The sequence below is a fragment of the Burkholderia sp. AU33423 genome, assembly GCF_002223135.1.
Taxonomy (GTDB): domain Bacteria; phylum Pseudomonadota; class Gammaproteobacteria; order Burkholderiales; family Burkholderiaceae; genus Burkholderia; species Burkholderia lata_D.
Window position 1 is genome coordinate 746903 of record NZ_NKFH01000007.1, and the last position, 21276, is coordinate 768178.

Annotated in this window: 22 protein-coding genes; 12 read left to right on the forward strand and 10 right to left on the reverse strand. The window is 66.7% G+C overall.

Going from position 1 to position 21276, the window contains the following annotated elements; all coding sequences use genetic code 11:
* The first annotated feature begins 108 nt into the window (after nt 1–108).
* Entirely contained in the window at nt 109–561 is a 453-nt protein-coding gene (locus CFB50_RS21900; RefSeq protein ID WP_256979196.1) for an SUKH-3 domain-containing protein, read from the forward strand.
* Between the two features lie 38 nt (nt 562–599).
* On the opposite strand, the gene CFB50_RS21905 is transcribed toward CFB50_RS21900, so the two are convergent.
* Nucleotides 600–1190: a nuclear transport factor 2 family protein gene (locus CFB50_RS21905; RefSeq protein WP_089447226.1), complete on the reverse strand. Its 591-nt coding sequence runs from the start codon at nt 1188–1190 to the stop codon at nt 600–602.
* Between the two features lie 128 nt (nt 1191–1318).
* Between CFB50_RS21905 and CFB50_RS21910 the strand changes: the two genes are divergently transcribed.
* Nucleotides 1319–1861 (forward strand): MarR family winged helix-turn-helix transcriptional regulator, encoded by a 543-nt coding sequence (locus CFB50_RS21910; protein WP_069252868.1) that lies wholly within the window; start codon nt 1319–1321, stop codon nt 1859–1861.
* A gap of 58 nt (nt 1862–1919) precedes the next feature.
* Here CFB50_RS21910 and CFB50_RS21915 read toward each other — a convergent pair whose 3' ends face one another.
* On the reverse strand, nt 1920–3131 hold the full coding sequence (locus CFB50_RS21915) for an IscS subfamily cysteine desulfurase (protein ID WP_089447227.1): 1212 nt from the start codon (nt 3129–3131) through the stop codon (nt 1920–1922).
* Nucleotides 3132–3386: 255 nt separating this feature from the next.
* Between CFB50_RS21915 and CFB50_RS21920 the strand changes: the two genes are divergently transcribed.
* The 4 genes from CFB50_RS21920 to CFB50_RS21935 all read left to right on the forward strand — a co-directional run bounded on the left by CFB50_RS21920 (nt 3387) and on the right by CFB50_RS21935 (nt 6646).
* Nucleotides 3387–3935: a flavin reductase family protein gene (locus tag CFB50_RS21920; RefSeq protein ID WP_089447228.1), complete on the forward strand. Its 549-nt coding sequence runs from the start codon at nt 3387–3389 to the stop codon at nt 3933–3935.
* A gap of 36 nt (nt 3936–3971) precedes the next feature.
* Nucleotides 3972–5450, forward strand: a complete 1479-nt coding sequence (locus CFB50_RS21925) for a 4-hydroxyphenylacetate 3-hydroxylase family protein (RefSeq protein WP_089447229.1) — start codon at nt 3972–3974, stop codon at nt 5448–5450.
* A 48-nt stretch (nt 5451–5498) separates the two neighbouring features.
* Nucleotides 5499–5885 (forward strand): cupin, encoded by a 387-nt coding sequence (locus tag CFB50_RS21930; RefSeq protein ID WP_089447230.1) that lies wholly within the window; start codon nt 5499–5501, stop codon nt 5883–5885.
* Between the two features lie 71 nt (nt 5886–5956).
* The gene (locus CFB50_RS21935; RefSeq protein WP_089447231.1) at nt 5957–6646 is read left to right on the forward strand and encodes a DUF2848 domain-containing protein; all 690 of its coding nucleotides are present in this window, start codon (nt 5957–5959) and stop codon (nt 6644–6646) included.
* Nucleotides 6647–6670: 24 nt separating this feature from the next.
* Here the strand turns inward: CFB50_RS21935 and CFB50_RS21940 are convergent, their stop codons facing one another.
* Nucleotides 6671–7435: a class I SAM-dependent methyltransferase gene (locus tag CFB50_RS21940; protein WP_089447232.1), complete on the reverse strand. Its 765-nt coding sequence runs from the start codon at nt 7433–7435 to the stop codon at nt 6671–6673.
* Nucleotides 7436–7448: 13 nt separating this feature from the next.
* Complete coding sequence (locus CFB50_RS21945; RefSeq protein WP_089447233.1) at nt 7449–8075, reverse strand: LysE family translocator; 627 nt, start codon at nt 8073–8075, stop codon at nt 7449–7451.
* Nucleotides 8076–8255: 180 nt separating this feature from the next.
* Here CFB50_RS21945 and CFB50_RS21950 point away from each other — a divergent pair, with 180 nt between their 5' ends.
* The 3 genes from CFB50_RS21950 (at nt 8256) to CFB50_RS21960 (ending at nt 10692) form a co-directional block, all read left to right on the forward strand.
* Entirely contained in the window at nt 8256–9056 is an 801-nt protein-coding gene (locus CFB50_RS21950; RefSeq protein ID WP_089447234.1) for an AraC family transcriptional regulator, read from the forward strand.
* A 125-nt stretch (nt 9057–9181) separates the two neighbouring features.
* Nucleotides 9182–9601, forward strand: a complete 420-nt coding sequence (locus CFB50_RS21955; protein ID WP_089447235.1) for an ATP--cob(I)alamin adenosyltransferase — start codon at nt 9182–9184, stop codon at nt 9599–9601.
* A gap of 95 nt (nt 9602–9696) precedes the next feature.
* The gene (locus CFB50_RS21960; RefSeq protein ID WP_256979200.1) at nt 9697–10692 is read left to right on the forward strand and encodes a LysR family transcriptional regulator; all 996 of its coding nucleotides are present in this window, start codon (nt 9697–9699) and stop codon (nt 10690–10692) included.
* Nucleotides 10693–10955: 263 nt separating this feature from the next.
* Here CFB50_RS21960 and CFB50_RS21965 read toward each other — a convergent pair whose 3' ends face one another.
* Entirely contained in the window at nt 10956–11864 is a 909-nt protein-coding gene (locus CFB50_RS21965) for a LysR substrate-binding domain-containing protein (RefSeq protein WP_089447236.1), read from the reverse strand.
* 108 nt (nt 11865–11972) lie between these two features.
* Here CFB50_RS21965 and CFB50_RS21970 point away from each other — a divergent pair, with 108 nt between their 5' ends.
* Together CFB50_RS21970 and CFB50_RS21975 are read left to right on the forward strand one after the other, a co-directional pair.
* Nucleotides 11973–13055, forward strand: coding sequence for a tartrate dehydrogenase (locus CFB50_RS21970; RefSeq protein ID WP_089447237.1), 1083 nt, complete (start codon nt 11973–11975; stop codon nt 13053–13055).
* A gap of 235 nt (nt 13056–13290) precedes the next feature.
* Complete coding sequence (locus CFB50_RS21975; protein ID WP_089447238.1) at nt 13291–14601, forward strand: MFS transporter; 1311 nt, start codon at nt 13291–13293, stop codon at nt 14599–14601.
* A 65-nt stretch (nt 14602–14666) separates the two neighbouring features.
* Here the strand turns inward: CFB50_RS21975 and CFB50_RS21980 are convergent, their stop codons facing one another.
* The 5 genes from CFB50_RS21980 to CFB50_RS22000 form a co-directional block, all read right to left on the reverse strand.
* Nucleotides 14667–15461 (reverse strand): polysaccharide lyase family 7 protein, encoded by a 795-nt coding sequence (locus CFB50_RS21980; protein WP_089447239.1) that lies wholly within the window; start codon nt 15459–15461, stop codon nt 14667–14669.
* A gap of 340 nt (nt 15462–15801) precedes the next feature.
* Nucleotides 15802–16299, reverse strand: coding sequence for a shikimate kinase (locus CFB50_RS21985; RefSeq protein ID WP_089447240.1), 498 nt, complete (start codon nt 16297–16299; stop codon nt 15802–15804).
* A gap of 211 nt (nt 16300–16510) precedes the next feature.
* On the reverse strand, nt 16511–17845 hold the full coding sequence (gene argG, locus CFB50_RS21990; RefSeq protein WP_069250949.1) for an argininosuccinate synthase: 1335 nt from the start codon (nt 17843–17845) through the stop codon (nt 16511–16513).
* Nucleotides 17846–18175: 330 nt separating this feature from the next.
* Nucleotides 18176–19246: an FUSC family protein gene (locus CFB50_RS21995; RefSeq protein ID WP_089447241.1), complete on the reverse strand. Its 1071-nt coding sequence runs from the start codon at nt 19244–19246 to the stop codon at nt 18176–18178.
* A 163-nt stretch (nt 19247–19409) separates the two neighbouring features.
* Nucleotides 19410–20942: a GGDEF domain-containing protein gene (locus CFB50_RS22000; RefSeq protein WP_089447242.1), complete on the reverse strand. Its 1533-nt coding sequence runs from the start codon at nt 20940–20942 to the stop codon at nt 19410–19412.
* Between CFB50_RS22000 and CFB50_RS39590 the strand changes: the two genes are divergently transcribed.
* Complete coding sequence (locus CFB50_RS39590; protein WP_179254211.1) at nt 20933–21127, forward strand: hypothetical protein; 195 nt, start codon at nt 20933–20935, stop codon at nt 21125–21127. The genes CFB50_RS22000 and CFB50_RS39590 overlap by 10 nt on opposite strands.
* The last annotated feature ends 149 nt before the right edge of the window (nt 21128–21276 follow it).

Consider the following 21276-nt stretch of genomic DNA (forward strand, 5'->3'; position numbering starts at 1 on the left):
CGCCGTTTCGTGTGTGAAAACTTCAGGAGCGTTGTCTTGATCGAAATTCCTTCGGCTGTCAGGCCGCTATTTGTCGCAGCCGGTTGGCGCGGCGATGCAGAGGGCCGGGTGTCGTCGCACGATGGAGAGCATCCGGGCGATACGATCCTGCGTGCGTTCGACGGGTTGATCGTGGGAACGGATCGCGCCGATCGCCGCGGGGAAACCTGCGCGCGGATGGGGCTCGCGTTTCATGCGCTGGCGAACCAGAATCATCAGATTGCCGCGTGGGAACAGGCACTCGGGACGACGATGATCGGTGTTGCCGAGGACGATCTCGGGTACGCCGAGTTTTATGTCGATGCGCAGGGGCGTGTGTTCGCGACGAACTGCGTGGTCGACGGCGTGTATCTGTGCGGATTCACGTTCGGCGAAGCAGTCGAGCGGACGTTGTGCGGGCGGGTCGCGATTCCGCTATTGCTCGACGATCAGGCGACGATCGCTTATTACGGCGAGGATCTGACGAGCGACGATCCGCGCGTGATGACGGCCGCGCAGCTCCTGGCCGGGCGCGACAGTTAGCGCCCGCGCCGTGATGCGGTTGCGTGCCCGGCCGCGCTTCAACCGGCCGCGGCTGCCTGCCGGAATGGCGCCAGGAATGTCCATTCCGGTTGCGCTGCCGCGACATCCGCGAGCCCGCGCGCGAACGCGTGCGCCGGCAGCCACGGATACCCGAACGTCGCGTGCAGCGCATCGAGTTTCGCCGACTGCGGATCGTCGATCGTATCCATCCGTGCGATATGAATATGCACCGCGGCAATCCGCACGGCGTGTTCGCTCTCGCCGTTGCCCGCGAACTGCCAGCGGTACGTGCCATGCCCGATCCGCAACGCGCCGTTGTCCTTCTGCCGCATCACGACGAGCCACGACATCCCGCTGGCGCCCTGTGAGTCGACTTCGGGTTCCGTGCAAACGTAATACGTCCGGCAGCGCTCGAACCGCTCGCCGAATTCCTCCACCAGCGTGCGTGCAATCGCGGCCGCACCCGTCACGCGCGGCGGAAAATCGATATCGTCGTTCGCGAGCGAAAAGCTCAGCTCGGCATCGGCCGCGAAGCAGTCGGCGATCAGCGCGGGCCGGTTCAGGTCCTTCGCGCGCAGATAGCATTCGAGCAGCGCGCGAACCGATGCGGGATGAAGTGGAAAGGGCATGGACGCGCCTCCTGTATCGGGAAATCGGGACACATTCACCGGCCGGGCCGGGCCAGGGGCGGATGTGCCTTTGCCGTATAATTTCGTTTCAAAGCTAAATTCGCATGACCGTACGGAGCGTCGAAGTCATGGCCAAGCAGCAAGAGGAGTCCGTTCTGACCATTACCAACCCGGCCTGCCTGATCGACGGCACGGACACGGAATTTCGCCATCTGATCAACGGGCTGCTGCCGTTCGCGGCCCGCCTGCTGTCGGTGCGCGACGGCTTCGGCTCGCTGATCGGCCTCACCGGCATCCAGTATTCGCTGCTCGTCTCGGTTTCGCATCTGTCGCACGACGATGTCGTGACCGTCAACCGTCTCGCCGATCACCTGCACCTGAGCGGCGCATTCGTCACGATCGAGACCGGCAAGCTGAAGAAGCTCGGCCTGATCGACAAACGCTCGGACCCCGACGACAAGCGCAAGATGCGGCTCACGGTCACGCCGGCCGGCTCGAAGCTGCTGAAGGCGTTCGCCGATACGCAGCAGCGCATCAACAACGTGCTGTTCGAGGGTGTGACGAAGACCGAATTCAAGGCGCTCTGCTCGGTGATCGACCGCCTCGTCACCAACGGCGATCGCGCGACGCTCGATCTCGCCCACCTGATCGCGCGCCAGGAAAAAGGCTGACGCGCGCGAGCGTCAGGCCTGCTCGCGATCGCCGGCCGGCCCGACGCTTCGGCTGTGCTCAGTGCGCGGCCCACTCGATCGTATTCAGGTCGACCCCTTCGAGATGCATGTCCCACAGCGGGCTCAGCTCACGCAGCTTGCCGACCGTGTCGCGCACCTGCGCGATCACGCTATCGACTTCGGCTTCGGTCGTGAAGCGGCCGAGCGTGAAGCGGATCGAGCTGTGCGCAAGCTCGTCGCTGCGGCCCAGCGCGCGCAGCACGTACGACGGCTCCAGCGATGCCGACGTGCACGCGGAGCCTGACGATACCGCGACACCCTTGATCCCCATGATCAGCGATTCGCCTTCGACGAAATTGAAGCTGACGTTCAGGTTGTGCGGAATCCGGCGGGCGAGATCGCCGTTCACGTAGACCTCGTCGAGCGTCGACAGGCCGGCCAGCAACCGGTCGCGCAAGGCGCCGACGCGGCGGCTTTCTTCCTCCATCTCTTCCTTCGCGAGCCGGAACGCCTCGCCCATCCCGACGATCTGGTGCGTGGGCAGCGTGCCCGAGCGCATCCCGCGCTCATGGCCGCCGCCGTGCATCTGCGCCTCGATCCGCACGCGCGGCTTGCGGCGCACGTACAGCGCGCCGATTCCCTTCGGGCCGTAGACCTTGTGTGCGGTCACCGTCAGCAGGTCGACGTTCAGCGCATTCACGTCGACCGGAATCTTGCCGGCCGCCTGCACCGCGTCGCAATGGAACACGATGCCGTGCGCGCGGCACAGCGCACCGATCTCGGCCACCGGCTGGATCACGCCCGTTTCATTGTTCGCGAGCATCACCGACACCAGGATCGTGTCGGCGCGCAGCGCCTGCTGCACCGTATCGAGATCGAGCAGGCCGTCTTCGCGCACGTCGAGATACGTGACGTCGAAGCCCTGGCGTTCGAGTTCGCGGCACGTATCGAGTACGGCCTTGTGCTCGGTCTTCACGGTGACGAGATGCTTGCCCTTGCCCTGGTAGAAGTGCGCCGCACCCTTGATCGCGAGGTTGTTGCCCTCGGTCGCGCCGGACGTCCACACGATTTCGCGCGGATCGGCGCCGAGCAATGCGGCGACGTGTGCGCGCGCTTCCTCGACGGCCTGCTCGGCCTCCCAGCCGTAACTGTGGCTGCGTGAAGCCGGGTTGCCGAACTGCTCGTGCAGGAACGGCACCATTTTGTCGACCACGCGCGGATCGACGGGCGTCGTCGCGCTGTAGTCCATGTAGATCGGACGGGGTTGCATCGATGCGGCTCCGGAAAACGGTGTCTCCCGCGGTGCCCGAATGCACCGGGGAACAGGGTAGCCGCAGTGTACGTGGACATTCCCGGACGCCGCGCAACATCCATCCCGCCAGTAGGGTTGTCTTTCAAACAAAGCTTTCAAGGTCAGGGTTTACGACAGCTTGAACCCGCCTTTGTGTTTACATTTAATAAAAGCTAAATAACAAAGCTAAATAACGGTGCCTTGTTGGGCCGGATTCCACTGCGGAATCCGGCGATGCAACCCAAGGAGGACGAGATGAGCGAGAACCAGGCTGGAACAGGCGCGGGCGCCGACGCGCAGCGGCGCTTTCGCACGGCGCTGTCGATGTTCGCGACGGGCGTCGCGGTGATTACCGCCCCGCGCAAGGAGGGGATGCCGATCGGCATCACGGTCGCATCGTTCAATTCGGTGTCGCTGGATCCGCCGCTGATCCTGTTCTCGGTCGACCGTCGCAGCCTGAGCCTCGGCGACCTGGCCGGCGCGGGCGGCTATGCGGTCAACGTGCTCGACGAGACGCAGCAGCACCTGTCGAACTGTTTCGCGAAGGCGAACGGCGACAAGTGGGGCTGGCGTGCCGACGCGGCCGATGACGATGGCGCGGTGCTGCTGCCCGACGCGCTCGCGACATTCGAATGCGAACCCTATGCGCAGTACGACGGCGGTGACCACGTGATCTTCGTCGGCCGCGTGACGCGGCACTGCGCGCGTTCGGAAGGGCGCCCGCTGATCTTCTTCGGCGGCCGCTACCGCACGCTCGACGGCATGCACGCGCCGTCGGCCTGAATGCAACCCACGCTTCATTCCACCCTGGAGGACACCATGATCAAGAACGGGACTCGGCACATCGCGTCGCTGCGCGACGGGCGGCAGGTCTACTTGAACGGCCAGCCGGTCGGCGACGTGACCGCGCATGCGGCATTCCGCAATTCGATTCGCAGCTACGCGAGCCTGTACGACTATCAGGCGCGCGACGAGAACGTCGAGAAGATGACGTTCGTCTCGCCCGACTCGGGCAACCGCGTCAGCCGGATCTGGCAACTGCCGACGTCCTATGACGAACTCGTCGAACGCCGTGCCGCGCTGGAAGCGTGGTCGGAGCTGCATTACGGCTTCATGGGCCGCTCGCCTGACCATGTCGCGTCGTGCCTGGCGGGTATGTATATGGGCGCCGACGTGTTCGAGCAATACGATCCGGCACGCGCGGGCGCACTGCGCGACTACTACCGCTATGCGCGCGACAACGACCTGTTCCTGACTTACGTGATCGTGAATCCGCAGGCGAACCAGTCGAAGTCCGCGCACGAGCAGGAGGACAAGTACCTCGCGGTCGGCATCGTCGATCAGGATGCCGAAGGCATCACGGTACGCGGCGCGAAGATGCTCGCGACGAGCGGGATCATGGCGAACGAGGTGTTCTGCAGCTGCATCCAGCCGCTGCGCGAAGGCGACGAGATGTACGCGCTGTCGTTCGCGGTGCCGATGAACGCGAAGGGCATGAAGATCCTGTCGCGCAAGTCGTACGAGGAGAACGCGACGTCGGTGTTCGACAACCCGCTGTCGAGCCGCTTCGACGAGAACGACGCGGTGCTGTATTTCGACGACGTGAAGGTGCCGTGGGAGCGGATCTTCGTCGCCGGCAACACGGCGATGTGCGCGAAGCAGTTCCACGCGACGCCCGCGCACGTGTACCAGAACTACCAATGCCAGGTGCGGCTGATGACGAAGCTGCGCTTCCTCGTCGGGCTCGGGTTGAAGATCTCCGAGGTCAACGGCACGAATACGTTCCCGCAGGTGCGCGAAACGCTGGGCCAGCTCGCGGCCGAAGCGTCGATGGTCGAGGCATGGGTCTACGGGATGGAAGCGAAGGGTACCGTCGTCAACGGCTTCTACGTGCCCGACCGCACCATGCTGTACGGCTCGCAGGTCGTCACGCAGCAGCTCTATTCGAAGGTGCTCAACACGCTGCGCGAGCTCGCCGGCGGCGGAATGATCATGCTGCCGTCCAGCGTGCGCGACTTCGAGAACCCCGACTTGCTGCGCATCATCGAGAAAACGCAGAAGTCGCCCGTGTGTTCGTCCGAGGAACGCGTGAAGTTCTTCAAGCTCGCGTGGGATGCGGTCGGCTCCGAATTCGCATCGCGCCACAACCAGTACGAGCTGTTCTATGCCGGCGCATCGTTCGTCACGAAGGGGCACGCGTATCGCACGTACGACTGGCAGCGTGCGTCGCATCTCGTCGATTCGATGCTCGGCAGCTATTCGCTGAACCAGGAACTGTCGACGCCGCATGCCGCCTGATGCGTCGCCGTGCGTCCGACTCACCCGCTATCGCCACAGGAGAGACAGATGGCCATCGACAAGCTTCACGACGAATTCCATACGCTGGACATGCAGCGCGATTGGCGGCTGCCGGAAGGCTATGACCCGGCGTCCGGCGCGCAGGAACTGATCCTGTCCGGCGCGCTCGACACCGAGCGCAAGCGCGGCAGCCGCACGCGCCTGCTGCGCCTGCCGGCCGGGCTGCATACGACGAAGCCGTTCGTGCACGACTACTGGGAAGAGGTGTTTCTCGTCGAGGGCGACCTGACCGTCGGCAACGACGAGCACGGCAACGGCGGCACGCCGTTCAAGGGCTACACGTACGCGGTGCGTCCGCCCGGCGCGTGGCACGGCCCGTTCAAGTCGAACGGCGGCTGCGTGCTGCTGGAGATCCACTACTACGACCCGGCGTAAGCACGGCCGATAACGACACACGGCGGGCGGCAGCGCGCAGCGCGTGCGCTGCCCGCCACGAGGAGCATTCGATGAAAACCATCACGTTCGCGATCGACGGTCGCGACGGCCGCACCGAGCGTGCGATCGCGATCGACACGCTCGTGATCGCGGGCTGGACCGGCCGCGACACGGTCGCCATGGAGAAGCACATCCGCGAGCTGGAGGCACTCGGCGTCAAGCGCCCGGCGACGACGCCGGTGTTCTACCGCGTCGCGGCCGATCGCCTCGATCCGTCGCCCGCGATCCAGGTATCGGGCGGGCAGAGCAGCGGCGAAGCGGAATTCGTGCTGGTGCGCGACGGCGGCGAGACTTTCGTGGGCATCGCGTCCGACCATACCGACCGGGAAGTCGAGACTTACGGGATCACCGTGTCGAAGCAGATGTGCGGCAAGCCGTGCGCGAACACGCTGTGGAAATTCGACGACGTGTCCGGGCACTGGGATCAGCTCGTGCTGCGCGCATACGCGACGATCGACGGCGAGCGCGTGCTGTATCAGGAAGGCAAGGTGACCGCGATGCGTGCGCCGGACGATCTGCTCGCGCAGTTCGCGCGCCATGACGGCCGCTTCGTCGACGGCACCGCGATGCTGTGCGGCACGCTTGCTGCGATCGGCGGCATCCGGCCGGCCGAGCGGTTCGAGGTCGAGCTGGAAGATCCGGTGCTGGGCCGCACGCTGCGGCATGCGTATGCGGTGGATACGCTGCCCGTGGCGGGCTGACGCAGTAGCAGCACGCGCACGCACTCAGGCGCGGCAGATCGCGACGATCTCCGCGCTGGTCGCATCGTCGAACGGCGCGTGCTGCCAGTCGCCGTACCAATCGGCGGACGAGAATCCGGCTGCGATTATGCGTGCCTGCAGGTCGGGTTGCGTGATGAAACGCAGCCGGCTCGTGTTCGTCAGCACCGTGCCGTCGCGACGGAAGCCGTAGTGCGTGTCGAACGTCACGATCGCACCCCCCACCGAGCGCGCCGCATGATGAAGATCGACGATGCCCGCTTCACGTGACTCGACGTTGCGTGCCGAATGTTCCGGTGTCCATTTACGCCACGGCTGGATGCGCGGATTGCGGGTGTCGAACAGGAAGCGGCCGCCGTCGGCGAGCACGCGTCGCACGCCGCGCAGCGTCGCGTCGATTTCCGTGTCGGTCAGCAGGCACTGGAACGCATGCCCGGTCATCACGACCGCATCGAACGGTGGTGCGCCGGGCGGCAGGCTGTCGAGCCCGCATGCGAGCCAGTGCACGGCGTCGGCGCCGGGCTGGCGTCGGGCGTATTCGATCATCGCCGCTGCGGGATCGATCGCGGTGACATCATGCCCGGCTGCCGCGAGCCGGCGCGCGAACGTGCCGGTGCCGCAGCCGAGATCGAGGATGCGTTGCCGTGCGGCGCCGATCACGCAGGCGTAGAACGCGAAGTCCTGGTCGCCCGCGTTGAACAGGTCGTAGACCGCGACGAGGCGCGGGTCGGTGTAGAGCGCTTCGCCGGCGGGCGCGGCGGCAGGCGTCATGCGGCCGCGCGCGTCAGCGCTGCTGCACCGCCACGCGCAGCCCGAGCGCGATGAAGATCGAGCCGATGATCTTGCCCTGCCAGCGCGTGAGCCACGTGAGCCGCTTCACGATGCGGCCGAGCGGGCGGATCGAGCACGCGATCAGCGTCGTGTAGAGCGAGCTGAGCACGACGAAGATCAGCCCGAGCACCGCGAACTGCACGAACGTCGAGCCGCGTTCCGGATGCACGAACTGCGGCATGAACGCGAGGAAGAACAGCGCGGTCTTCGGATTCAGCACTTCGGCGGGAATCGCTTGCAGGTACGCCTTGAGCGGCGTGACCGGCGACACGCTCGGCAGCGACGGATCGGACGGCTTCTCGATCAGCGCGCGCACGCCGAGATAGATCAGGTACGCGGCGCCAACCACCTTCACGACGTTGAACGCGAGCGCCGACGTCATCAGCAGTGCCGACAGGCCGACCGCCGCGAACAGCGTATGCACGAAGTCGCCGCTGGCGATGCCGAGGCCGGTCAGGATGCCGGTCTTGCGGCCGCCCTGCACGGTGCGGCTCAGCACGAGCAGCACGGCGGGGCCGGGAATCAGGAACAGGCCCAGGACGACGGCCGTGAAGGTGGTCAGCATGGTCAGGTCGAACATGGCGGCTCCGGCAGGTGGGCGCAGCGGCGGGGGATCGGGGCATTGTATTCGTTTCGCCGCCCGACTGCAGACGCAGCTCGGGCAGCGGCCCGGCGGCAGGGCCGCACCGGCCCCTTTCTGGTATAAGCACGAAAGGACGCGCGGGCAGCGCGTCCGGCTTCCTCCATCGTCCACCGTTTCATGCGCAAGCTTCCACCGACCACCGATCCCGCAGCGGATGACGAAGTCTTCCACGTGCCGCGTCCGCTCGTCGTGTTCGGCGGCTCGGTCGTCGAGCCCGAATGGCGGCTGGAGCGGCACAGCCATCCGCAGGCGCAGCTGCTCTACACGTTGAGCGGCGTCATCTACTGCGAGATCGACGGCGGCGTGTGGAGCGCGCCGCCGCAATGCACGGTGTGGATTCCCGGCGACGTTCCGCACGCGGCACGCGGCTCGGCCGGCGCGACGTTCTACGCGGTGCTCGTCGAACCCGACGCCGCGCTAGACCTCCCAGCGCGCTGCTGCACGCTGTCGGTGTCGCCGCTGCTGCGCGAGCTGCTGCTGAAGGCGGCGAGCTTCCCGAACCTGTACGACGTCGACGGGCCGCAGGGGCGGCTGATGGCGACGCTGCTCGACGAACTCGTCGCGGCACCGGTCGAGGATCTGTACCTGCCGATGCCGGCCGATCGCCGCCTGCGCAAGCTGATCGACCATCTGCTCGACGATCCGGCCGACAAGTCGCCGCTGGCCGAACTCGCGCGGCGCGTGGGTATCAGCGAGCGCAGCCTGACGCGGCTCGCGGCGAAGGAGCTCGGGATGAGCCTCGGCGACTGGCGCCGGCGGCTGCACGTCGCGCTGTCGCTGCGGATGCTGACGACCGGCCGCCGCGTGCACCAGATCGCGATCGATCTCGGCTACGAGAGCGCGAGCAGCTTCGTGACGATGTTCCGCAAGGCGACCGGCAAGTCGCCGACGCAATTCCTGACCGACCGGCAACGCTGAACGATGAAGGCCGCGCCTTCGTGCATGCGCGATTGGCCGGATTGAGCAAGCGGTTGGCCGGGACGATAAATGACGCCGCAGGCCTCGATCCATAAAATGAGAATCGTTCTCATCTGGAGGCCGACATGCAAATCGTCACGACTGAATTCCCGTTTGTCTGGTTGCGTTACACCGGTTCGGCGCACACCGATCCCGCCCGCCTGATTGCCGAGCTCGACGCGTTGCTGGCGCGTCGCGAACCGTTCGTTCTGCTGACCGACGATGCGCCGTCCGGCGACGATCGCGGCGGGGACGATCACGAACTGCGCAAGCAGCTCGCGAAGTGGAGCAAGGCCAACCGCGCGCAGTCGCGTGAGTGGATCCCCGCGATGATCGCGATCGAGCCCGACGCAGCGCGGCGCGTGGCGCTCAACGCATTTTCGGGGGCGTTTGAAAAGGTGTGGGGCTATCCGCTGAACGCGGCAGCCACCCGCGACGACGCGCTCGCGCTGGCGCAGCGGCTGCTCGACCACCCGGCGCGCGGCGCCGTGGCGGCGAACGGCTGAACCGTCTCTGCCGCGCCGGCGGCGCGGCGTTCCTCGATACGCATGCACGGCGCGCAAGCGCGCCGCGGCATGCGGCAAACATGCAGGGGTGTCCGGTGGACAATCCGATCCGCGCGATGCGCATCTTCACGCGCATCGTCGAAATGAACAGCTTTACGCGTGCGGCGCAGGCGCTCGGCATTTCGCGGGCCACCGCGACGCGGACCGTGCAGGAGCTCGAAACGGCGCTCGGCATGCCTTTGCTGGTGCGTACGACGCGCGCGCTGCGGGCGACGCCCGAAGGCGATGCGTATTACCGGCGCTGCGTGCGCATCACGGCCGATGTCGACGAACTCGAAGCCAGCATTCGCGGCGCCGCGCTGCATCCAAGCGGGCCGCTGCGCGTCGAGCTGCCGGCGGCGGTCGCGGACGCGATCGTGCTGCCGGCGCTTGGCGCGTTTCATGCGCGGCATCCCGATCTGATGCTGACGCTGGGTGTATCCGGGCGCGCGGCCGATCGCGTGGGCGATGCGATCGACTGCAGTGTCCGGCTCGGCGAACTGCCCGATTCATCGCTCGTCGCGCGCCGGCTCGGCGCGCTCGAGCGCGTGACCTGCGCGAGCCCCGCGTATCTCGACCGCCACGGCGTGCCGCGCACGCTCGACGATCTGGCCTCGCATCGCGCGGTTGGCATGTCGTCCGTGCCGGGGCAGCGCACGGCCGAACTCGATTTCCTCGTCGATGGCGCGGTGCGCAAGGTGCGGATGGACGGGATCGTCAGCGTGGACGACGAGCCAGCGTATCTGGCGTGCGGCATGCACGGCCTCGGGCTGATCCAGCCGCCGCGCGTCGCCGCGCAGCCGCTGATCGACGCGGGGCGGTTGCGGGAAGTGCTGCCGCACTGGCGGCCCGACGCGATCGCGGTGTCGGCCGTCTACGTGAAGCGGCCGCATGTGTCGCCCGGTGTGCGCGCGTTCGTCGACTGGATCGGCGAGCGTTTCGAGGCGGCGGTGAGCGGCCATGCGGGCATGATCACCGCACGGGTGTGGCGGCCGACGGTGGGCGCCGCGGACAGGGTTGATCAGGTGGACGCCCAGATGGCCGCAGCTTGACCAGCAAGTGTCGAGTCAGGCGCGGTCAACGGTTCGCAATCGTCGTGGGTGCGCTCTCTTGACCGACGAGATTGCGGAAGCGGATCGATGATCCCGCCGGGTTGCCGTGGCGAAGCGGACGGCGGCGGCCGGGCGCTGCCGGCTCATATGAAAGTGTCAATATTCTGGCGATTTTTTGACGAAATAGCTGAAATATTGGCTCTTTTGACCGAGCCGCACGTTGGTCTCTCCTGAATCGACGTACGTCGTTTCGTGCGTCCCGATCACTGCCCCAGCTCGTCCGCCAGAAAATCGACGAACGCCCGAATCCGCGTGGACATCTGGTGGCGCTGCGCATACACCGCATAGATGTCGGCGCTCGGCGTCTCGTAGTCGGGCAGCACGACGACCAGGCGGCCGTCGGCGAGATAGTCGCGCAGATCCCATTCCGCACGCATCAGGATCCCGTGCCCGTCGAGCGCCCATTTCACGGCGATCTCGCCATCGTTCGTCGTCAGGTTGCCGTTGATCCGCACGGCCTCCGTGTGGCGTGATGCGCCGCGCCCGCTCGTCAGGCGCCAGATTCCGTAACCCTCGTCTCCCTGCCGGATGCCGATGCAGTTGTGCCGCGTCAGGTCGTGCGGTGTGACGGGTGTGCCGTGCCGCGCGAGATACGCGGGCGCCGCGCACAGCAGCCGGCAGTTCGGCGCGAGCCGCCGCGCGACGACCCGCGTATCGGGCGGCTCGCCGAAGCGGATGCATACGTCGAACGCGTCGTCGGTGAGCGGCGGCGGCATCACCGACAACTGCAGCTGTACCGACACCTCCGGATAACGCGCGACGAAGCGCGAGATTGCGGGGCCGACCTGGTTACGCCCGAAGCCGAGCGTCGCGTTTACGCGCAGCAGCCCCTTCGGGCGCTGCTTCGCGCTGCCGAGCAGTTCGCCGAGTTCGTCCATCTGGTCGAGGATCCGGCGCGCATAGTCGAGATACACGTCGCCTTCGGGCGTCAGCATCATTCGCCGCGTCGTGCGGTTCACGAGCGTCACGCCCGCGCGCCGCTCCATCTGCGTGAGCCGCTTGCTGACGGCCGCCGCGGTGAGCCCGAGTTCGCGCGCGGCCGCGCTCAGGCTGCCCGACGCGGCCAGCGTCGAGAAGAAGCCGAGATCGGCCGGCTGAACGGTATCCGCCATGTCGGGATTCGTGAATCAAAGTTAAAGATGCTTTGAGTCTAGCACCGGTTCCCGTACTTCCGGTTCGGTAAAGTGCCTCCACGCTGACGATCAATCGAGGATGTGCGCATGAAGACCTACCGTATCGCAACGATTCCCGGCGACGGGATCGGCAAGGAAGTGGTGCCTGCGGCCAAGCAGGTGCTGGAAGCGCTGGCCCGCGGCAGCGACCGCTTTGCATTCGAGTTCGAGGATTTCGACTGGGGCGCCGACTACTACCGCCAGCACGGCGCGATGATGCCGGCCGATGGCCTCGACGCGTTGCGCGGCAAGGACGCGATCCTGTTCGGCTCGGCGGGCGACCCCGACGTGCCCGATCACGTGACGCTGTGGGGGCTGCGCCTGAAGATCTGCCAGGGCTTCGACCAGTACGCGAACGTGCGCCCGACGCGCATCCTGCCCGGCATCGACGCGCCGCTGAAGCGCTGCGGGCCCGACGACCTGAACTGGGTGATCGTCCGCGAGAACTCGGAAGGCGAATATGCAGGCGTCGGCGGCCGCGTGCACCAGGGCCATCCGATCGAGGCCGCGACCGACGTGTCGATCCTCACGCGTGCCGGCGTCGAACGCATCATGCGCTTCGCGTTCCGGCTCGCGCAGTCGCGCCCGCGCAAGCTGCTGACCGTGATCACGAAGAGCAACGCGCAGCGGCACGCGATGGTGATGTGGGACGAGATCGCGAAGCAGGTCGCGCAGGAATTTCCCGACGTGACGTGGGACAAGGAGCTCGTCGATGCGGCGACCGCGCGCATGGTCAACCGGCCGGCGTCGCTCGACACGATCGTCGCGACCAACCTGCATGCGGACATCCTCAGCGATCTCGCGGCCGCGCTCGCCGGCAGCCTCGGCATCGCTCCCACCGGCAACATCGATCCCGAGCGCCGCTATCCGTCGATGTTCGAGCCGATCCACGGCTCCGCGTTCGACATCATGGGCAAGGGGCTCGCGAATCCGGTCGGCACGTTCTGGTCGGTCGTGATGCTGCTCGAGCACCTCGGCGAAACGGCCGCCGCCGCGCGGGTGATGCAGGCGATCGAGGCGGTGACGGCCGACCCGTCGCTGCATACGCGCGACCTCGGCGGCAGCGCGACGACCGCGCAGGTGACGGCGGCTGTGTGCGAGCGCGTCGCGAACGCGGCGGTCGCCGCCTGACGACACGCGCGGCGATGGGCAGGCGGCCCGCGACATAGCGGCCAGCGACCCGCGGCGGCGCGCGAGCGCAACCGGTTACCGGGCGTCGGCCGTTCATCGTCCCTGGATGTTCCTGCCCCGCGACTCGCGCGCCCGACGCGAGCCGGGCGCGCCGGCCCACGCGCTTCGTCGCGGCGCCGGCGAGCATTCATACACCGAGCACGACTCGACGGCTCGACCTCGAAGGAGGAGACACATGCAAGCGGATCTGGAAACCCGCGTCGCGCGGAAACTGATGTGGCGCATCATTCCGTTCGTGATGCTGCTTTACTTCGTCAGCTTTCTCGATCGCGTCAACGTCGGCTTTGCCGCGATGACGATGAACAAGGCGATCGGCCTGTCGCCGACCGCGTTCGGGTTCGGCGGCGGCCTGTTCTTCATCGGCTACTTCCTGTTCGAGGTGCCGTCCAACCTGATTCTTCATCGCGTCGGCGCGCGCATCTGGATCGCGCGCGTGATGATCACGTGGGGAATCGTGTCGGCCGTGTCCGCATTCGCGGCCGGGCCGACGAGCTTCTACGTGCTGCGCTTCCTGCTCGGCATGGCCGAAGCCGGGTTCTTCCCCGGCATCATCCTGTACCTGAGCCTGTGGTTTCCCGCGAAGCAGCGCGCGGTGGCCGCCGCGTGGTTCATGGCGGCCGCGCCGATCTCGACCGCGATCGGTTCGCCGCTGTCGGGCGCGATCATGCAGATGCCGCCGATGTTCGGGCTCGCCGACTGGCAGATGCTGTACATCGTCGAAGCGCTGCCGGCGGTCGTGCTCGGCTTCGTCGTGCTCAGGTGCCTGACCGATGCGCCGTCGAAGGCCGCGTGGCTGCGCGCGGACGAGCGCGACTGGCTGGTCGCGAAGCTGAAAGCCGAAGCCGACGCGCGCCACACGCATGCCGGGCATACGGCCGGCGCATGGCAGGCGCTGCGCGACCCGCGCGTGCTGGCGCTCGCGCTGATCTACTTCGGCACGTCGGCGGGGCTGTACACGCTCGGCCTGTGGGCGCCGCTGATGGTCAAGCAGTTCGGTTTCACCGCGCTGCAGACGGGCTTGCTCACCGGGATCCCGAGCATCGCCGCCGTCGTCGCGATGATCGTGTGGGCGCGGCATTCGGATCGTACCGGCGAGCGCACGTGGCACGTCGTGATTCCGTGCGTCCTCGCGTGCATCGGCTTCGTGTTCGCGGGGCAGGCGAGCACAGCGCTGCTGACCGTGCTCGCGCTGGTGGTCGTCAACATCGGAATCAGCGCCGCGAAGGCGCCGCTGTGGGCGATGCCGAGCGCGTTCCTGTCCGGCGCCGGCGCGGCGGCGGGCATCGCGATGATCAATTCGATCGGCAATCTCGGCGGGTTCGTCGGGCCGTTCGCGATCGGCTGGTTGAAGCACGTGACCGGCGGGTATGCGGCGGGGCTCTACGTGGTGGCGGGCACGCTCGCGGTGTCGGCGGTCGTCACGCTGATGTTGAGCCGCAAGGGCGCGAGGGAAGCGGTCGTGCCGGGGGTGCGGCATCACTCGTAAGCACCGGATAGCCGGGCAGGCGCGCGTCGCGAACCTGCCCGGCGTTCATGCGTCGTGCCGCGCGATCAGCTATGCGTGAGCGTCAGCGCATAGAACTTCACGATCGTGCCGGGCGTCGTCAGCGGCGTGCCGGACACGGCCGTCTGGTCGTAGTCGCCGGCCTTGAAGTAGAAGCTTTCGCCGTCGAAGCTCGAATCCATCGTGAAGGTCTTCGTCGTGCCGTTCGCGGTGACGGTGATCGTCGTGCCGCTCAGGCTCAGCGCGTAGCTGAACTTCTTGCCGACGCCGACCGTGGTGATCGGCGTGGTCGTCGACTTGCCGCCCTGGTTGGTGCTTTCGAGCAGTAATTGCACGACGCCGCCGGACGTGAACTGCAGTTCGCACAGTGGCTTGCTCGGGCCGGTGCCCTGGAAGATCTGGCCGATCGTCGTGTGGTCGGGCACCTGCGTGACGGCCACCGACGCGTTCAGCCGGTTGGTACCGGAGGTGGGCCAGATCGCGTTCTCGCGCAACTCGGTGCGCGGATGCAGCGAGCCGGACGTCGTCCAGCCCTGCGTCGGGTCCATCATCACCATCGATCCGTCGCTGCCGTCCGTATAGAAATACGTCGGGTTCACGTAGCCGCCCGCGAGCGACGAACCGCTCACGGTGTCGACCTTGCCGGACGAGCCGGTCGGCAACTGCAGCGTGAACGGCGCGAGGTTGAAGTTCGAGCCGGGCGGGTTCGACGGGCTGAGCGCCATCGCGGTGGCCTGCTGGCGTGCGGCGGCGGCCGGGCTGGCCGGATCGTCGCCGCCGCACGCGGACAGGCACGCAACGGACAGAACGGCGACGACGCACGGGATGATCCTGTTCTTCATGGTGTCTCTCTCTGATGGTCCGTGGCTGGGCACCACGTTGTGGATAACGTTTTCCTTTTAAGGCGCGCGATCGTCGAAACGAGATCGGTTGCCTGTAGAAAGCACTCCAAAATACAGAAAGCAGGTAAGGCTCGAAGGCTGGAAAAGTGATGCCGGGAATTACGGGATTTTCAAGGCTTGCGATCGGCTTTCCGTGAAACTGCTCAGGCCGATCGAGGACGATGCTAGCAAGAAGTATCGGAAGAGTAAACGTTTTCCTATTCGAGCCGGAGAAGTTGTTTTCGCTGGCTGATGCGAGGTATCCGCGTGCCGGCGTGAAGGGCGCGGGCAGGTGTGCCGGTTACGACTCCGTCGCCGCGACTTGTTGTGCGATACGCGCCGCACAAGCATCGGGTGTCGCATCGGACGTATCGAGCACCATCTGGCTGAACGGCCGCGACGCATAGCCTTCGCGATACATCTCGGCGATCCGGTTGCGCTCCCAGTCTGTCAGCGCACGCGTGCCGCGATTCGACGCCGCGACTGCTTCGGGCGGCGCGAGCGTCACGACGAACAGCCGCGCATCGCGCGCGTCGCAGGCGGCGCGCAGTCGCTCGAATTCCGTTTCGCCGATCGGATACGCGATGACCAGATGACGCTCACCTGCGTTCGTGATCTGCGTGACGAGACGTTCGAGCGCGATCGCCCACTGCACGTCGAATGGTGCATCCTCGGGCGCATCGTGATCGTCGCCGTCGATGAAGCGGGCGTCGGGCAGTACGCGCGCGAGCGCGAGACCGATCGTCGTCTTGCCGCTGTTGATCGGGCCGTTCAGGTGGATGATGGTAAGGGCGGTCATGGGGGAGCGCAGGAATCGGAAGACTCGCAGCTTGCCATGACGGGTGCGGCGATGCTGTGCCGTTGGTACGTCACGCGATGCGATTGCGGAAAGCAGAAAGGCGGCGGAGCGGCGGGGAAGCGGCAGGTTGCGTGTGCGACGCGGATACGCCCACGCAGCCTGCCCGGCCGTACCGCATCCATCGATGCGATACGGCGTCGAGCGAAGCGACTTACTTCTCGTCGCCCTTGATCTGCGGCAGCGCCGACGCCTCACCCGGCGTCAGCAGCCCGACTTGCGAATACACGCGCAGCTTGTCGCGCGTATCGGTGATGTCGAGGTTGCGCATCGTCAGCTGGCCGATCCGGTCGCGCGGCGAGAACGTCGACGCCACCTTCTCCATCGACAGGCGTTCCGGCTGGTACGTGAGGTTCGGCGACTTCGTGCTCAGGATCGAGTAGTCGTTGCCGCGGCGCAGTTCGATCTTCACTTCGCCGGTGATCGCGCGTGCGACCCAGCGTTGTGCGGTTTCGCGCAGCATGATCGCCTGCGGGTCGAACCAGCGGCCCTGGTACAGCAGGCGGCCGAGGCGGCGGCCGTTCTCGCGGTACTGCTCGATCGTGTCTTCGTTGTGGATGCCGGTGACGAGGCGCTCGTACGCGATGTACAGCAGCGCGAGGCCCGGGGCTTCATAGATGCCGCGGCTCTTCGCCTCGATGATGCGGTTCTCGATCTGGTCGCTCATGCCGAGGCCGTGGCGGCCGCCGATGCGGTTCGCTTCCAGCAGCAGCTCGACCGGGTCGGTGAACTCGACGCCGTTCAGCGCGACCGGCTGGCCGGCTTCGAAGCGCACCGTCACTTCTTCCGCGGCGATCTTCACGTCGTCGCGCCAGAACGCGACGCCCATGATCGGGTTCACGATCTTGATGCCGCTTTCGAGGCTTTCGAGATCCTTCGCTTCGTGCGTCGCGCCGAGCAGGTTCGAATCGGTCGAGTAGGCCTTCTCGGCCGACATCTTGTACGCGAAACCGGCCTGGTTCATGAATTCGGACATTTCGGCACGGCCGCCGAGCTCGTCGATGAACGTCTGGTCGAGCCACGGCTTGTAGATCTTCAGATCCGGGTTCACGAGCAGGCCGTAGCGGTAGAAGCGCTCGATGTCGTTGCCCTTGTACGTGCTGCCGTCGCCCCAGATGTTGACGCCGTCTTCCTTCATCGCGGCGACGAGCATCGTGCCCGTCACGGCGCGGCCGATCGGCGTGGTGTTGAAGTACGTGACGCCGGCCGTCGTGATGTGGAATGCGCCGCTTTGCAGCGCCGCGATGCCTTCGGCGACGAGCTGCGCGCGGCAGTCGATCAGGCGGGCGCCGGCTGCGCCGTATTCGATCGCGCGTTTCGGGATCGCGTCGTAATCGTCTTCGTCGGGCTGGCCGAGGTTCGCCGTGTATGCGTACGGGACGGCGCCCTTGAGTTTCATCCAGTGCAGTGCAGCGCTGGTGTCCAGGCCGCCGGAGAAGGCGATACCGACCTTCTGGCCGGTCGGGAGGCTTTCGAGAATCGTGCTCATAGGAATTACCGTGGATTGAAGCCGGTGGGATCGTATTTCGCGGAATATGCGAGTATCGGCTGTCCGGGAGGTTGGGGCAAGGGCTGATTTTCGCGCGGAACCGTCGTCGGGCCTGTCGCGGCGGGCCTGGCGGGCGGTTAACCGGGTGGAGAACACCGCGCTCGCCGGTGCGACATCGCGGCAGAAACAGGCATCGACGAGCCCGGCCGCGGGCCGTGCTTCCGGGGCCGGATCGGCTGACGGGCGAGGCGGCCCGCCGTCAGGATGCCGATCGGCTGAGCCGAAAGGTATATGAAAGACGGGCGCGCAAGGCCCGGATTCCCGCCGACGTCAGATATTCCACGACTGCGCGGTGTCGAGCAGCTTCTCGCGTAGCTGGTCGACTTCCCCGGCCAGCTTGGCCGTGATCGACACGTAGCCGGACAACTGCGGCGGCGGCGCGACGTGCGGTGGGTCGGCCGGCCGGCGGCGCGGCGAGAGCCGGCTCGGCGTGCCGAACTTGAGCGCGCGGCTCGCGCCAACCAGCGTGTCGCGGATGCGCCGGTTCACGGCCTTCATGTCGACGCGCATGTATTCGCGGGCCGCGACGTCGTCGCGGGCCGGCACCGCGCTCGACAGGATCTCCAGATAGCCGATGCACAGGCGCAGGCTGCGCTGGATCGCCTCGAGCTGCGGCATCGATGTCTCGCATTCCTTCGACACCGACGGCATCAACGAGCGCAACTGCACGAGCAGCGCGCTCAGCGCGGCCATTTCCTTCAGGTGCGCGTCGTCGCTGACCTGGCGGTCGCCCGCGAGCCGCGCATGCACGGCCGCGCACGCGCGCAGCGCGTCGGCGAGCTTGTAGCGCCACGAATAGGTCGCGTAGAGCGGCAACGCGAACGAGAACGCCAGCGCGATCGCGATGCCGACCAGCACGTTCACGGCGCGCCACAGGCCGTCGACGATCTCGTTGTCGCCGTGCCCGGCGACGATCACCATCGTGATCGCCGACAGCAGCGCGATGTAGCCGGCCTTGCCGATCGCGTGATACGCGCAGATACCGCACGCGAGCGCCATCAGCAGGTAGATCGCGAACGGCGCGTGCAGGAACGAGTAGAGGAGGATCAGCCCGAGCCCGGCTAGCGCCCCGATCGACGTGCCGAGCGCGCGCTCGGCCGCCTTCTTGCGGATGTTGCCGTGGTGCTGCAGCCCGCCGACGACGATCAGCACGGTGATCGTCGACCACTCGCCGTGCGGCACGTTCAGGCCGGTGGACAGCGCGATCGACACGAGAATCGCGAGCGAGACGCGCGCCGCATGGATCAGCTTCGCGTGCCGGTAGCGGCGGTACGGGTCGAGCAGCGGGCGGAGCGCGTTGCGCAGGAGCGGCGGCAGCCGGGTAGGGAGCGGGGTGGTCATGGCGGAACGGGAGTGGCCGGAATGCGCACGGCGGCCTGCGCGGGCCGGCGCCGCGCCGCGTGCGCAGCAGAAGTCACGCTAACCGAACGCGGGAAACCTGTCCACCGCGCGGTCATCCGGCCCGGCCGGCCGCCGCGCGATTTCAAGTCACATCACGTCGATGTCATGCGCCGGCGGTGCTCGGTTGCGCCTCCAGCACGCGGTTGCGGCCGCCGGACTTCGCGCGGTACAGCGCCTCGTCGGCCCGCCGCAGCAGCGTCGCGGCGTTCACGCGGCCGTCGGTGGCGGTCGCCGCGCCGATGCTCGCCGTGACGCGCCCGTACGGGCTTTTCGCGTGCTCGATGTCGAGCGCCGCGATCGCGCGCCGGATGCCCTCGGCGACGGTCAGCGCGCCTGGCGCATCGGTGTCGGGCAGCGTGACGACGAATTCCTCGCCGCCGTAGCGCGCGACATGATCGCTGTCGCGGCGCAGGCAGCGCGACGCGGTCTGCGCGACGCGCCGCAGCACGTCGTCGCCGGCCGGATGGCCGTAATAGTCGTTGAATGCCTTGAAGTGATCGACGTCGACGAACAGCACCGACAGCGGGCGGCCGCTGCGCGACGCACGCTGCGCCTCCTTCGCGAGCACCGTGTCGAACGTGCCGCGATTGTCGAGCCCCGTCAGCGCATCGGTGTGCGCGAGCCGGTACAGCTTCGATTCGGCGACCTGGCGGCGCTTCAGTTCGCGCGACAGCGCCAGCGACCCCCACGCGATGAATCCGGTGAACAGGCACATCAGCACGACGGTCCAGATCGCGCGGTGGCGCCACGACGTGTAGATGTCGATCTCGGCGGGCGCGACGTCGACGATCAGCGGCAGGGCGGCGAGATGCTTGTAAACATAGATGCGCCGGATGCCGTCGATCGCGCCGACCCCGGTCAGCGCGCCGTCGCGGGCGCGCTGCGATTCGATGAACAGCGGAGAGTTGTGCAGGTCGAGGCCGACCACGTGCGGGTCGTACGGCAGGCGCGACACGAGCGTGCCGTTGTCCTCGACGATCGCCGCGCTGCCGTGCTTGCCGACCGCCAGGCCGTCGAGTAGCGCGCGGAAGTAGTCGATGCTGAGCGTGCCGACGACGATGCCGGCGAACGCGCCGTCGGGCCGGTTGATCCGGCGGCTGAGGGCGATCGTCAATGCGCCGCCGCGCAGCCGGGACGCATACGGCCGGCTGATGTAGAGGCCCTGGGCGAGCTGGTCGCGATGCACGGCGAAATAGTCGCGGTCGCCGAAATTGCCTTGCCGGGCGGGCGACGCGCTCGAATCGATCACGATATTGCCGTGCGCATCCATCACGAAGATCGACCCGAGATACTCGCCGGTCGCCGCGCGGTCGAACAGCAGCCGGTGGCGCTGGTGCGGGGGCAGCGTCGCCAGTTCAGGATCGGTAATGCCGTCGACGACGTTCTGCAGCGACAAATCGTAGAGCTCGATATTGCGCGCGATATCGCGTTCGATCAGCAGCATCAGGTTGCGTGCATTTTCGACCGCATGATCGTATGCATCGCGCCGCGCCTCGATTAGAAGCGACGTGGAAAGCCCCCAGCTGAACATCAGCAGCACGATCCCCGCCACGAGTACGCCGCGGGGCGACAGAATGCGTGCCACGATCGACGCGGTATGGCGGCGCAGCGCGGCGGGCAGCGTGAATGACTTCATCCTCGATGGGGGCGGGCGGCGGATTTCGCGTCGTGGGCGATTCCGTGGCTGTTTATTTTGAATCGGGCCGCATTATCTCGCGAATTCCGGACATTCGCCTGCACATGCAAAACATGCATGCGGATACCGACGATTCCAAACCATTACGCATCGTTACCGCTTGTCATGCGGGTGATTTGATTTGAATCAATCGTCGATATCGGTTGTATTGTCTGAATAATCCCGCGATTACCTGGCGATTATGCATGCCGGCGCGGTATCGGGCGGATTGCGACGGGACAGTGGCGAAACACCGGGCGGATCGGAGAATCGAATAACCATCCACGGGGCGGGG

What these genes read in the sequence shown, in the direction of transcription:
- CFB50_RS21905 (WP_089447226.1), bottom strand. Translation starts at nt 1,190, where the DNA reads ATGCCCTTTCCACTTCATCCCGCATCGGTTCGCGCGCTGCTCGAATGC.
- CFB50_RS21910 (WP_069252868.1), top strand. Translation starts at nt 1,319, where the DNA reads ATGGCCAAGCAGCAAGAGGAGTCCGTTCTGACCATTACCAACCCGGCC.
- CFB50_RS21915 (WP_089447227.1), bottom strand. Translation starts at nt 3,131, where the DNA reads ATGCAACCCCGTCCGATCTACATGGACTACAGCGCGACGACGCCCGTC.
- CFB50_RS21920 (WP_089447228.1), top strand. Translation starts at nt 3,387, where the DNA reads ATGCAACCCAAGGAGGACGAGATGAGCGAGAACCAGGCTGGAACAGGC.
- CFB50_RS21925 (WP_089447229.1), top strand. Translation starts at nt 3,972, where the DNA reads ATGATCAAGAACGGGACTCGGCACATCGCGTCGCTGCGCGACGGGCGG.
- CFB50_RS21930 (WP_089447230.1), top strand. Translation starts at nt 5,499, where the DNA reads ATGGCCATCGACAAGCTTCACGACGAATTCCATACGCTGGACATGCAG.
- CFB50_RS21935 (WP_089447231.1), top strand. Translation starts at nt 5,957, where the DNA reads ATGAAAACCATCACGTTCGCGATCGACGGTCGCGACGGCCGCACCGAG.
- CFB50_RS21940 (WP_089447232.1), bottom strand. Translation starts at nt 7,435, where the DNA reads ATGACGCCTGCCGCCGCGCCCGCCGGCGAAGCGCTCTACACCGACCCG.
- CFB50_RS21945 (WP_089447233.1), bottom strand. Translation starts at nt 8,075, where the DNA reads ATGTTCGACCTGACCATGCTGACCACCTTCACGGCCGTCGTCCTGGGC.
- CFB50_RS21950 (WP_089447234.1), top strand. Translation starts at nt 8,256, where the DNA reads ATGCGCAAGCTTCCACCGACCACCGATCCCGCAGCGGATGACGAAGTC.
- CFB50_RS21955 (WP_089447235.1), top strand. Translation starts at nt 9,182, where the DNA reads ATGCAAATCGTCACGACTGAATTCCCGTTTGTCTGGTTGCGTTACACC.
- CFB50_RS21965 (WP_089447236.1), bottom strand. Translation starts at nt 11,864, where the DNA reads ATGGCGGATACCGTTCAGCCGGCCGATCTCGGCTTCTTCTCGACGCTG.
- CFB50_RS21970 (WP_089447237.1), top strand. Translation starts at nt 11,973, where the DNA reads ATGAAGACCTACCGTATCGCAACGATTCCCGGCGACGGGATCGGCAAG.
- CFB50_RS21975 (WP_089447238.1), top strand. Translation starts at nt 13,291, where the DNA reads ATGCAAGCGGATCTGGAAACCCGCGTCGCGCGGAAACTGATGTGGCGC.
- CFB50_RS21980 (WP_089447239.1), bottom strand. Translation starts at nt 15,461, where the DNA reads ATGAAGAACAGGATCATCCCGTGCGTCGTCGCCGTTCTGTCCGTTGCG.
- CFB50_RS21985 (WP_089447240.1), bottom strand. Translation starts at nt 16,299, where the DNA reads ATGACCGCCCTTACCATCATCCACCTGAACGGCCCGATCAACAGCGGC.
- argG (WP_069250949.1), bottom strand. Translation starts at nt 17,845, where the DNA reads ATGAGCACGATTCTCGAAAGCCTCCCGACCGGCCAGAAGGTCGGTATC.
- CFB50_RS21995 (WP_089447241.1), bottom strand. Translation starts at nt 19,246, where the DNA reads ATGACCACCCCGCTCCCTACCCGGCTGCCGCCGCTCCTGCGCAACGCG.
- CFB50_RS39590 (WP_179254211.1), top strand. Translation starts at nt 20,933, where the DNA reads ATGACTTCATCCTCGATGGGGGCGGGCGGCGGATTTCGCGTCGTGGGC.
- CFB50_RS22000 (WP_089447242.1), bottom strand. Translation starts at nt 20,942, where the DNA reads ATGAAGTCATTCACGCTGCCCGCCGCGCTGCGCCGCCATACCGCGTCG.